This is a genomic window from Stieleria neptunia (genome assembly GCF_007754155.1).
Taxonomy (GTDB): domain Bacteria; phylum Planctomycetota; class Planctomycetia; order Pirellulales; family Pirellulaceae; genus Stieleria; species Stieleria neptunia.
This window is the reverse complement of the sequence record NZ_CP037423.1, coordinates 3,031,858-3,043,640: the sequence shown is the minus strand read 5'-3', so window position 1 is coordinate 3,043,640 and position 11,783 is coordinate 3,031,858. Positions and strand designations below refer to the sequence as shown.

General features: G+C 57.6%; 7 protein-coding genes and 2 rRNA genes. 5 read left to right on the top strand and 4 right to left on the bottom strand.

The features are described 5' to 3' along the window. Positions 1 to 60 precede the first annotated feature (60 nt). Positions 61 to 873 (top strand): NAD(+)/NADH kinase, encoded by an 813-nt coding sequence (locus Enr13x_RS10690; RefSeq protein WP_231744402.1) that lies wholly within the window; start codon positions 61 to 63, stop codon positions 871 to 873. Between the two features lie 1,424 nt (positions 874 to 2,297). On the opposite strand, the gene rrf is transcribed toward Enr13x_RS10690, so the two are convergent. The 4 genes from rrf to Enr13x_RS10670 all read right to left on the bottom strand — a co-directional run bounded on the left by rrf (position 2,298) and on the right by Enr13x_RS10670 (position 7,930). Continuing rightward, positions 2,298 to 2,406 (bottom strand): 5S ribosomal RNA (rrf, locus tag Enr13x_RS10685). Between the two features lie 120 nt (positions 2,407 to 2,526). Next, a 23S ribosomal RNA gene (locus Enr13x_RS10680) occupies positions 2,527 to 5,373 on the bottom strand. Between the two features lie 703 nt (positions 5,374 to 6,076). After that, a complete protein-coding gene (locus Enr13x_RS10675; protein ID WP_145386045.1) occupies positions 6,077 to 6,421 on the bottom strand; it encodes a hypothetical protein in 345 nt (114 codons plus the stop codon). A 138-nt stretch (positions 6,422 to 6,559) separates the two neighbouring features. Next, positions 6,560 to 7,930, bottom strand: a complete 1,371-nt coding sequence (locus Enr13x_RS10670) for a sulfatase family protein (RefSeq protein ID WP_231744201.1) — start codon at positions 7,928 to 7,930, stop codon at positions 6,560 to 6,562. A gap of 457 nt (positions 7,931 to 8,387) precedes the next feature. On the opposite strand from Enr13x_RS10670, the gene Enr13x_RS10665 reads away from it, so the two are divergent. From Enr13x_RS10665 to Enr13x_RS10650, 4 genes are all read left to right on the top strand, one after another. Then, on the top strand, positions 8,388 to 9,245 hold the full coding sequence (locus tag Enr13x_RS10665) for a YciI family protein (RefSeq protein ID WP_145386044.1): 858 nt from the start codon (positions 8,388 to 8,390) through the stop codon (positions 9,243 to 9,245). Positions 9,246 to 9,520: 275 nt separating this feature from the next. Then, positions 9,521 to 9,922: a YciI family protein gene (locus Enr13x_RS10660; RefSeq protein WP_145386043.1), complete on the top strand. Its 402-nt coding sequence runs from the start codon at positions 9,521 to 9,523 to the stop codon at positions 9,920 to 9,922. A 20-nt stretch (positions 9,923 to 9,942) separates the two neighbouring features. After that, positions 9,943 to 10,320 carry a VOC family protein gene (locus tag Enr13x_RS10655; RefSeq protein WP_145386042.1) on the top strand — a complete coding sequence of 126 codons (378 nt, stop codon included), beginning with the start codon at positions 9,943 to 9,945 and terminating at the stop codon, positions 10,318 to 10,320. Positions 10,321 to 10,416: 96 nt separating this feature from the next. Continuing rightward, positions 10,417 to 11,664, top strand: a complete 1,248-nt coding sequence (locus Enr13x_RS10650) for an RNA polymerase sigma factor (RefSeq protein ID WP_145386041.1) — start codon at positions 10,417 to 10,419, stop codon at positions 11,662 to 11,664. Positions 11,665 to 11,783 lie beyond the last annotated feature (119 nt).

Genomic DNA, 11,783 nt, shown 5'->3' with positions numbered 1-11,783 from the left:
GAATCTCGCTCCAATCATCGAACTTGGCCCAGCGGCGCCCGGGCCGTCCCGCGCGTTGCGATGATCGGCGCGCCGGACCGCGAGCGAGTCCGCAGCGAAGCAATCCGCTTGCGTCCGCTGATCGCCCAACACGCCGAGATCGTTGCCGAAGACTTTCATTTCGAATACGGATTCGATGACCCCGACATCGATTTGGTGATCGTCCTCGGCGGCGATGGCTCCATCCTGCAAACCGCCCGTCAGCTCGCCGGAAAGAAGATCCCGGTGCTAGGGATCAACTGCGGAAACCTCGGCTTCCTCGCCGCGCTTTCGCCCGACGATTTCCTAGAGGTCTGGCCCCGCGTTTGTTGTGGCGCGTTCAAAGTCATCGACCACCTGATGCTCGAGGTCAGCCTGATTCGAGACGGCGAAACCATCTGCCAGCAACTCGTCTTGAACGAGGTCGCCGTACTCGGCGGACCGCCGTATCAGATTCTGGGAATCGATCTGTTCGCCGACGGAAACCTGGCGACACGCTACCGCTGCGATGGACTGATCCTGGCGACACCGGTCGGTTCGACCGCACACAACCTGTCCGCCGGCGGTCCGATCTTGCGCCGCAACTTGCAAGCCGTCGTGATTTCGCCGATCAGCCCCCACACACTGACGTACCGCCCGCTGGTCGATTCGGCAGACACCGTGTTCGAATTGACGGTCAGTGAGCCCAACGCATCGACCAGCGTCGTCGTCGACGGCCGCATCCTCAGCCAACTGCTGCCGGGCGACCGTGTCCAGGTCCAGCGTTCCGACAGCACCTTCGAAATGCTCTCCGTCCCCGGCCAAAACGACTACCGCACGCTCAGAGAAAAACTCGGCTGGGGCGGGTCACTGTAAAGCGGCCCGCGCGAGTCCCCGGTTCTGCCGCGCCGGCCGCCGCCAGCAAGATGCACGCCGGCCCAGAAGGACCGGCGTACGGTTGTTGTACGCCGGCCAGAAAGGACCGGCGTACGGTTGGTGTACGCCGGCCCTTCCGGGCGGGCGCCGCCCGGTTTACCGGGCGCGCGAGAGGGACGCTGGCCAGGGTGAATAGGACCCATGGGCCGCATACGACCAATGAGTCCTATCGGTCCCAGAGGTCCTATTGCAGCGCCGCCATCCCGGGGCACCGCCTGCACCGCTGGCGCCGGCCCAGAAGGGCCGGCGTACGGTTGTTGTACGCCGGCCCTTCCGGGCGGGCGCCGCCCGGTTTACCGGGCGCGCGCGAGGGACGCTGGCCACGGGAATAGGACCCATGGGACGCATACGACCTATGAGTCCTATCGGTCCCATCGGTCCTATTTCAGCACCGCCATCCCGGGGCACCGCCTGTGGCGGTGGCGCCGGCCCAGAAGGGCCGGCGTACGGTTGTTGTACGCCGGCCCTTCCGGGCGGGCGCCGCCCGGTTTACCGGGCGCGCGTAGGGCGCTGGCCACGGAAATAGGACCAATAGGACGCATACGACCTATGAGTCCTATCGGTCCCATGGGTCCTATTGCCAGCACCGCCATCCCGGGGCACCGCCTGCGGCGGTGGCGCCGGCCCAGAAGGACCGGCGTACGGTTGTTGTACGCCGGCCAGAAAGGACCGGCGTACGGTTGGTGTACGCCGGCCCTTCCGGGCGGGCGCCGCCCGGTTTACCGGGCGCGCGCGAGGGACGCTGGCCACGGGAATAGGACCCATGGGACGCATACGACCTATGAGTCCTATCGGTCCCATCGGTCCTATTTCAGCACCGCCATCCCGGGGCACCGCCTGTGGCGGTGGCGCCGGCCCAGAAGGGCCGGCGTACGGTCGGTGTACGCCGGCCCTTCCGGGCGGGCGCCGCCCGGTTTACCGGGCGCGCGCGAGGGACGCTGGCCACGGGAAAAGGACCAATAGGACGCATACGACCTATGAGTCCTATCGGTCCCATGGGTCCTATCGCCAGCACTGCCATCCCGGGGCACCGCCTGCGGCGGTGGCGCCGGCCCAGAAGGGCCGGCGTACGGTTGTTGTACGCCGGCCAGAAAGGACCGGCGTACGGTTGGTGTACGCCGGCCCTTCCGGGCGGGCGCCGCCCGGTTTACCGGGCGCGCGTAGGGCGCCGGCCACGGGAATAGGACCTATGGGACGCATACGACCTATGAGTCCTATCGGTCCTATTGCAGCGCCGCCATCCCGGGGCACCGCCTGCGGCGGTGGCGCCGGCCCAGAAGGGCCGGCGTACAATCAGCGCACAAAACAATCGGCGCACAAAAAAACCCTTCGACGGAATCCGTCGAAGGGTTTTTAAAATGAAAAAATGGCGAGACCTACTTTCACGCTGGTGGGCACTATCATCGGCTCGGAAAGCTTAACTGCTGTGTTCGGGATGGGAACAGGTGGGACCTTTCCGATATGGTCGCCAAAAGACCGTGTGAGGGATATTTCGCCCAGCACACGGCCGGTTGTTTGGTAAATTGACAGTTCGTTCGGCCTAATGCGTTATCCGGAAGCGACGCATGACAGAATCATGAGTGCGGGATATCGATGGCCAACCCTTCGTCCGTTAGTACCGGTTAGCTGAACACCTTACGGCGCTTACACATCCGGCCTATCAACCTGGTCGTCTTCCAGGGGACTTTCGACAGTTGTCTACGAAACCTAATCTTAGAGCGGGCTTCACGCTTAGATGCTTTCAGCGTTTATCCTTTCCGAAGTTAGCTATCCAGCCGTGCCGCTAGCGCGACAACTGGTACACCAGAGCTTCGTCCAACTAAATCCTCTCGTACTAAAGTTGAATCTCTTCAAGTTTCGAACGCCCACGGCAGATAGGGACCGACCTGTCTCACGACGGTCTGAACCCAGCTCACGTACCACTTTCATTGGCGAACAGCCAAACCCTTGGGAGCTTCTACACCCCCAGGATGTGATGAGCCGACATCGAGGTGCCAAACCGCATCGCCGCTGTGGACGCTCGGATGCGATAAGCCTGTTATCCCCGGAGTACCTTTTATCTGATGAGCGATAACCCTTCCATTCGGGATTACCGGATCACTAAGGCCAACTTTCGTTCCTGCTCGAGTGATGGCTCTCGCAGTCAAGCACACTTCTACCTTTACGCTCTACGCCTGATTGCCGACCAGGCTGAGTGTACCTTTGCACTCCTCCGTTACTCTTTGGGAGGAGACCGCCCCAGTCAAACTGCCCGACTGACATTGTCCTTTGCTCGGATTCACGAGATCAAAGTTAGAATTAAAATATGACCAGGCTGGTATTTCAACAACGGCTCCTTCGACACTGGCGTGCCGAGCTCAAAGCCTCCCAGCTATCCTACACAAGACATATCTCAACCCAATATCAGCCTACAGTAAAGGTTCACGGGGTCTTTCCGTCTAACCGCGGGTACGTGGCATCTTCACCACGACTACAATTTCACCGGGTCGGTGGTTGAGACAGTGCTGAAATCGTTACGCCTTTCATGCAGGTCGGAACTTACCCGACAAGGAACTTCGCTACCTTAGGACCCTCATAGTTAGGGCCGCCGTTTACTGGGGCTTCGGTCGCCTGCTTCGCTTACGCTAACAGTCTTCCTTAACCTACCAGCACCGGGCAGGCGTCAGTCTCTATACATCCACTTGCGTGTTAGCAGAGACCTGTGTTTTTGATAAACAGTCGTTACAGCCGATTTTCTGTGGCCTCCAACAGCGTGAACCATCGGAGGCGCCCCTTATCGCGAACTTACGGGGCCATTTTGCAGAGTTCCTTAACCACCGTTCTCCCGAGCGCCTTAGAATACTCATCTCGCCTACCTGTGTCAGTTTTAGTACGGTCAGTTGCTTAACCTAGCAGCTTTTCTTGGACGTCCTTCCAATGACTTCGAGAACTTAAGTGCTCTCGAGCTATGCCTTGTATTATGCGGGTCATTTAACCCCCGCCAACTCGGCCTTCGCTACGGACATTTCTATTCGTACCGCTCACTTTCTGGACGCCGTCCCTGCATCGAATACACAACCGGCGAAGGAATGTTGACCTTCTATCCATCGTCTACGCCTTTCGGCCTCGACTAAGGTACCGGCTAACCCTGGGCGGAATTGCCTTCCCCAGGAAACCTTAGGCTTTCGGCGAACAGGATTCTCACCTGTTTTATCGTTACTCATTCCGGCATAATCACTCGATGACCCCGACACCACTCGTTACCGTATGGCTCGTATCTGATCATCGACGCTCTCCTACCGCTCTAGTAAACTAGAGCCCGCTGCTTCGGTGTAATACTTACTCCCGTTCATTATCGGCGCAGAAATGCTCGACTGGTAAGCTGTTACGCACTTTTTAAATGGTGGCTGCTTCTAAGCCAACATCCCAGCTGTCACAGCACTTCAACTTCCTTAGTGACTAAGTATTACTTAGGGACCTTAGCAGGCGATCTGGGTTGTTTCCCTCTCGACCCTGGAGCTTATCCCCCAGGGACTGACTGCCGAGATAATTTTACCGGTATTCGGAGTTTGGTTCGGTGGGGTACCCCGGGAAGGGCCCCCATCCGATTCAGTCTCTCTACCCCCGGTAAATAGTGGCTCGACGCTATCCCTCAAGATATTTCGGAGAGAACGAGCTATCTGCTGGTTTGATTACACTTTCAGTCCTCCCCACAGGTCATCCCCTCAGTTTTCAACCTAAGTGGGTTCGGTCCTCCACGCAGTTTAACCCACGCTTCAACCTGCCCATGGGTAGATCACACAGCTTTCGCGTCTGCAGCATACGACAATTTCGCCCTATTCAGACTCGGTTTCCCTTGGGCTTCGTTCCGGAGGAACTTAACCAAGCCGCATACCACAACTCGCCGGATCATTATGCAAAAGGCACGCCGTCACCCGTTCAAATCGGGCTCCGACCGCTTGTAGGCACATGGTTTCAGGTTCACTGTCCTCCCCTTGCAGGGGTTCTTCTCACCATTCACTCACGCTACTGGTTAGCTATCGGTCATTAAGGAGTATTTAGCCTTGCGGGATGGTCCCCGCGGGTTCAGTCCAGGTTTCACGTGACTGGACCTACTCAGGTGCTCCTACGATGTGTGTTTATTTTCGTGTACGGGACTGTCACCCTCTGTGGCGGAACTTTCCTGAACCTTCCACTAACAACACACAATTCGATATTGGAGTCCTACAACCCCCAGAGGGAAACCCTCTGAGTTTGGGCTATTCCGATTTCGCTCGCCGCTACTGACGGAATCGATTTTTCTTTCTCTTCCTCTGGTTACTTAGATGTTTCAGTTCACCAGGTTGGATTGGGTATCCCGGGATCATCGCTTGTTTGTCAACTCCCCCAGGCATTTCGCAGACTTCCACGCCCACACTCTTAATGCCAAGGCATCCCCCATGTGCCCTTGGTAGATTGGCCAACGAAATCCCGAACTCAACACTCAAGTCAACCCGGCCGAAGCCAAATCAACCCAACGCCAAGAATCGCAATTCGCCGTTGATGCTAATCACCATAACGATATCACATGACTGGAATGATCCGTCACAACACCGCAGTGCGATGCCACAACAAATCAATTCAGTATTCGCACAGAATCCTGTCAGATTCGCTTCTATCGGCCAGCACCATTTTCACCAGGCTTAAGGAACCCGATGGACGACACTGGCCACGCTTATTCCGAAGAACTTTGTAGTCGCCGACCAATTCAAGGAACTGATCGGCAGATTACTGATGCCAATTACCAAACAACCAAATTGTCAAAAATCAGTTCTCCGATCCGCACCCCATCAGGGTGAAATCGAAGGACGCTGTGTTAGCAGCCGCCCGCCGCAGAACTCTGCGGCGGGCGGTCACTCACAAGCGAGGCGGGAAGATAGAGCCGTCAGGCTCGACCGTCAACCGTTCTTCACAAGAAAAATTGCGAAACCTCAAAGAGCCTCTCCAACCACCGCTCAAATCAGCGGAAAACCCGGGAAAAACGGCATAAATTACCGGAAAACCGGCCTAGCCGGGGACTCGCAATGCTCCAAAAGAACTGATCCCGGGTGATCACGGGTGCCAACACGGATCGCAGGACCTGGAGTCACCCTCCCGTGTGCGGGAGGGTTGCTTTGACAACGACTCACCAGGCACGGATCTCCGGCGGCTGGGACGGATCGTCTGGCGGTTCCTGGGGGGTGACCATGCCGTCCACGACACCGTCCTCCGCATCGATTCGATCCATCACCTCCTGGAACTGCTCCGGTTCGACGAGACGATTCTCACGCAGAACGGTCAGCAGGCTGCGGCAGAGCAGTGCGAGTTCACCGACATTCTGTTCCAGCTGATCGATTCGCTTGGCTTGCTGATCGACTTGCTGAATCTCGTGGGAGCGTGCGGCGACACGTCGGCGTGCCGCGCGTTTTAGCTTCTCAATGTCGGCACGTCGCTTGTAATCGCTATCGAATAGATGGTCCCAAAAATCCATGTCGTGCGTCCAACTCCGCTGATCCGGAAAAGGAGAGGGGCGAGTCGTTTCAGAACACCCAAGAGCGTATTGTATGCCATCCGCTCACTTACCGGGGAAAGCTCTGTTCGGAGCGTATTGGCTGGATCGATCCAGGATTCAGCGATCACCCCAGTCCGTGCCGTCGGCCATCACGCTGGCGTTGATGTCCAAGAGTTTCTGTTTCATCCGGGCAACAATTTCGGGCCGATCTTGGGACAAGTCATGCTGCTGTCGTGGATCGTTCTTCAGGTCAAACAGCTGAAAATCGCGGTAGCCGCCCGAGCGGATGTCTGCAATCCATGCCTCCTGGAACATGTTGTTCGTCGACAATTCGTAATCCGGCGCCGCGACCAGCGAGTAGTCGCCGTCTCGCATCGCCACGATCGGACGCGATTTCTGTAGGTGCCAGAACAGCGGTTGATGACGGTTGAATTTCTCCGGTTGGCCCGTCAACACCGCCGACAGGTCCGAGCCGTCCAGGTGACGTCCCGCCGGAGGATCGATTTGCAGCAGCCCGCAGAGCGTCGGTAAGACGTCGACCAGACCGGCGGGCTCCTCTGCGACGGCCCCCTCGGGAATCGTTCCCGGCCAAGAAAAGATTCCCGGCACCCGGATTCCGCCTTCCCAGTTGACGCCCTTGCGGCCCCGCAGCCCGCCGGTTCGTTCATCCAGGTAGCTGCCGTTGTCCGAAGCATAAACGAACAGCGTGTTTTCAAACTGTTTCATCTTCTTGAGTTTTGCAAACAGCCGACCGATCGCGCGATCGGTGTTGTCGATCGTCCCCGAATAAATGGCTCCACGCTCATTCAGCGTTCCGTATTGGGAAACCAGTTCATCCGGTGCCGCGATCTTTTGATGCGGTTCGTGAAACCAGACGTTTAGGAAAAACGGAGTGTCCGGTCGGCGATGCCGATCCAGCCAGTCGATCGCTTCATCCACAACAATCTGGCACGAATAGCCTTCCATCACGCCTACCGGCTCACCATTGCGAATGAAATTCTCTGGGTTGCGGTGGCTGGGCAATGCGTTGTTGTCGGTGGCGAACCAGTAATCGAATCCGTGATCCCGCGGCGTCGGCTTCTCGCGATCGGCTGTCGGCAAACCGAGGTGCCATTTGCCGAAGTGCGCCGTCGCATACCCCGCGCCGTGCAACTGCTCGGCCAACGTGACCTCTCGCTCCAGCAGATGCGATTTCTGGCTGTCGTTGTGAATCCAGCTATAAACGCCGGTGCGAATGTGATGCCGTCCGGTCATCAAGGTCGCTCGCGAGGGCGAACAGACGGCGCACCCGGAATAGAAATTCGTGAATCGCATGCCCCGATCAGCCAAGCCATCCAGTACGGGAGTCTTGACGGGGCCGCCGTAACAGCCGATGTCCTGATACCCCAGGTCGTCCGCGAGAAGGATGACGACATTTGGACGATCGGCTGCACCGCAACGCGTCGTGACAAGGGACAAAAACAAAAAGGCAAGACAGACAAAACGCATTTCGGTGGGATCTCGATTTGATTGGAAAGTTGCTAGGCGCGGACATTGCATCAGCCGCCGGCCGCAACCACCAAGCGTCAGCGGCGTCCGGCAACAGTACTTTACCATGATTGCCGGACGAATCGCGCTACTTGCACGACGACAAAAGGCGGTCATTCTGACACTTCTCGCTGAACGCCACCACATTTGATTCAATACGCCCGCTGGACGACGGGGAGTTGCCCATCGCATCGCGACGAGCGACGCCGATCGGTTGCAGGGACGCCTCAGGATCTGTCGCGCGGAACTGAATTTCCGCAATCGGTGTGAGTGGCGATTAGCGAGAAGTGTCGTCATTTTCCAGTTTTTATTTTTTTCAGAAACAGATGTCGATTTCCGTCTAGGAAATTCGACTGACTTCAAAAGGTCGACGAACCGATCAAAAATTCGTTGCAACATCAACAAGGAGACAACTCACATGAAAGTGATGGTCATTGTCAAAGCAACCCCAAGTTCCGAAGCGGGCGAATTGCCCAGCGAGGAATTACTGGCCGCGATGGGACAATTCAACGAAGAATTGGTCAAAGCCGGCATCATGAAAGCCGGAGAAGGACTGAGGCCGAGTTCTGACGCCAAACGCGTTCACTTCCACGGCGCGGATCGAACCGTGACGGACGGCCCCTTCGCCGAAACGAAAGAGCTGATCGCCGGTTTCTGGCTGTGGGAAGTCGCTTCGATGGAAGAGGCGGTCGAGTGGGTCAAACGCTGCCCGAATCCGATGAGCGAAGAATCCGACATCGACATCCGACCGCTGTACGAGATGCAAGACTTCGCCGAGAACGATCCGCAAGGCGAGATGAGCGACCATGAAGACAAACTGCGTCATCAAATCGCTACCCGCGACGGCATCGTTCAACCCTATCTGTTTTTCGGCGGGCGATGCGAAGAGGCTCTGGAATTCTACAAGCACGCCATCGGCGCCACGGTTTCCATGATGATGCGGTTCAGCGAGAGCCCCGATCCCGTCCCCGACAAGATGATTCCGGGAGGCGACACGGACAAGATCATGCATGCGTCGTTTGAAGTGGGGAAGACGATGATGATGGCCTCCGACGGCTGCGGCGAACATTCGTCGTTCGAATCATTTCGTCTCGCCCTTTCCGTGCCGACTACATCGGACGCTGATCTCGTCTTCAATGCACTGGCCGATGGCGGTACCGTCGACATGCCGCTGATGAAAACGTTCTGGTCACCACGCTACGGCATGGTCACCGACAAGTTCGGCGTCGGATGGATGGTGATGGTTCCCGGTGAACCGCAAACGCCCGACGTTTAATCGCATCGCTCGACCCCTTAGGCACCAAGTTAAGAAGTAACCCTCCCGTGTGGAGGTCGTGCAGTTTTTAAGCGTTGAAAACAAAGGGTTTCGTCACTCTCCCCCTGGGAGAGTCGAGCGTAGCGAGGAGAGGGTTCTCTTTGCTGCGTCGGATGCGGATCTGGCAGCTGAAGTAAAACTCGCGCTTTACCGTTCGACCTCCCCTCGCTGCGCTCGACCCTCCTGCCAGGAGGGTGACGTCCATCATCAACCAAGCCCCAATGGAACACAATCAAATGAAATACATGCTGCTGATCTATGGCGACGAGAACTGCTGGACCGACGACGAACGTCGCGAGTGCATGTTAGAATCGATGACGATCGCCGACGAACTTCAGCAGCAGGGCAAGCTGATCTCAGCCGACCCGCTGCATTCGGTGACGACCGCAACCAGCCTACGCATCCGCAACGGGCAAAAACAGATCACCGATGGCCCGTTCGCCGAAACGACCGAACAACTCGGGGGCTATTACCTGATCGACGTCGACGATCTCGATGAAGCGATTGGGATCGCCGCTCGGCTGCCGCCGGCAAAACTCGGAACGGTTGAGATCCGACCGCTGTTCCCCAAACCCGATGCCACCGCGGACGCCACCGCAACAAACAATCGGTCCAACGAAACCACTCCCCAATCCTAATTCCAATGCCGAGGCACCCAATGAGTCGAAATCCTGTCGGCTGGTTCGAAATCTATGTCGAAGACATTCAACGAGCGAAAACTTTTTATGAAGCGGTGTTAAACGTTGAATTGACACGCCTCGACACGCCCACCCCTGAACTTCAGATGCTTGCGTTCCCCGCCGATCTGAAAGCCGCCGGCGCCGCAGGTGCGATCGTGAAAGCGGAAGGATGCACCCCAAGTGGAAACGGCACCCTCGTCTACTTTTCCTGTCAAGACTGTGCCGACGAAGCCTCTCGGGTCGAAGCGGCAGGCGGTAAAATCCACAAACCCAAATTCTCCATCGGCCCTTACGGTTTCATCGTCTTGGCGGTCGACACCGAAGGCAACGTGATCGGGCTCCATTCACTCACCTAGAATCCGAAGATGTAATTCAAAGTTGCCATCTCGTTTCACCCGTGAAACGCAAGCTGGAAGCTTACGCCACTTTCTTGCTGACTCTAAATCTTAGGAATGAAGGCATCTGAAGTTGAATCGATTTACCGAACGGAGTCGCGAAAGGTCTTTGCGACGCTGGTTCGGCTGCTGCGAGATTTCGACGCGGCCGAAGAAGCGATGCATGATGCCTTTGCCGCGGCGATGCAACAGTGGCCCGAGCAAGGCGTCCCCGACAACCCGACCGCATGGCTGATTTCCACGGGACGATTCAAGGCGGTCGATGTGATTCGTCGCCGTCAGCGGCTCAGTGATCTGCAACCGGAAGTCGCACGCCGTCTGGCCGAAATCGAATCGGCAAACGATTCACTGGCGAAACACGAGATCCAAGACGACCAACTGCGATTGATCTTCACCTGCTGCCACCCCGCAATTGCCCCCAAAGTGCAGGTGCCCCTGACGCTGCGGGAAGTGTGCGGCATGACGACCGAAGAAATCGCCCACGCGTTCCTGGTGCCATCGCCGACGATGGCTCAGCGAATCGTTCGCGGCAAGGCGAAAATTCGCGATGCCGGAATCCCGTATGTCGTTCCCTCGCTGTCGGACATTTCCCAACGATTGGATTCCGTTCTGTCGGTGATCTACCTGGTGTTCAACGAAGGCTATTCCGCATCCCGCGGTGAAAGCTTGACCCGGGCCGACCTGTCCGACGAAGCGATTCGCCTGGCGCGTTTGCTGTTGGATTTGCTGCCCGATCCGGAAGTGATGGGATTACTGGCGCTGATGCTGCTTCACGAATCGCGTCGTGCCGCGCGGCAGAGCGCCCAGGGCGACATCATCGTGCTCGAAGATCAGGATCGTCGTCTTTGGGATCAAGGGCTGATCAACGAGGGCATTCGTCTGGTCGAACGATCCTTGCGATCGAAGCGTTTCGGTGCATACACGATTCAAGCCGCGATCTCGGCCGTCCACTCCGAAGCCGAGACCCCCGCCGCCACCGACTGGGCCCAGATCGTCGCCTTGTACGACGTCCTGATGCGAGCCGATCCCTCGCCCGTGGTGGAACTCAATCGCGCCGTGGCGATCGCGATGCGCGACGACATCCCTACCGGACTTGCGATCATCGATGACATCCTGGATCGCGGAGAGCTGCAACACTACTACCTGGCCCATTCGGCCCGCGGTGAGTTTTTGCGCCGACTCGGCAAACACCAGGACGCAAGATTCGCCTTTGAGCAAGCTCTTGCACTGACGACGCAAGAATCCGAAAGACGATTTCTGCGCGCAAAGTTGGACACGATCGGTGGAGCTACGAGCGGTCAATGACGGTTTAATGTGCCTACCCGCCGTCGCCCGACGGCCGCCTCGGCAAAACAACGAAAAGGCAGCAGGGACTCCGCAGATCTTGTTCCGTGTCTCCCCCTCCTGCCCCGTATGATTCTGCC

What these genes read in the sequence shown, in the direction of transcription:
- Enr13x_RS10690 (WP_231744402.1), top strand. Translation starts at nt 61, where the DNA reads ATGATCGGCGCGCCGGACCGCGAGCGAGTCCGCAGCGAAGCAATCCGC.
- Enr13x_RS10675 (WP_145386045.1), bottom strand. Translation starts at nt 6,421, where the DNA reads ATGGATTTTTGGGACCATCTATTCGATAGCGATTACAAGCGACGTGCC.
- Enr13x_RS10670 (WP_231744201.1), bottom strand. Translation starts at nt 7,930, where the DNA reads ATGCGTTTTGTCTGTCTTGCCTTTTTGTTTTTGTCCCTTGTCACGACG.
- Enr13x_RS10665 (WP_145386044.1), top strand. Translation starts at nt 8,388, where the DNA reads ATGAAAGTGATGGTCATTGTCAAAGCAACCCCAAGTTCCGAAGCGGGC.
- Enr13x_RS10660 (WP_145386043.1), top strand. Translation starts at nt 9,521, where the DNA reads ATGAAATACATGCTGCTGATCTATGGCGACGAGAACTGCTGGACCGAC.
- Enr13x_RS10655 (WP_145386042.1), top strand. Translation starts at nt 9,943, where the DNA reads ATGAGTCGAAATCCTGTCGGCTGGTTCGAAATCTATGTCGAAGACATT.
- Enr13x_RS10650 (WP_145386041.1), top strand. Translation starts at nt 10,417, where the DNA reads ATGAAGGCATCTGAAGTTGAATCGATTTACCGAACGGAGTCGCGAAAG.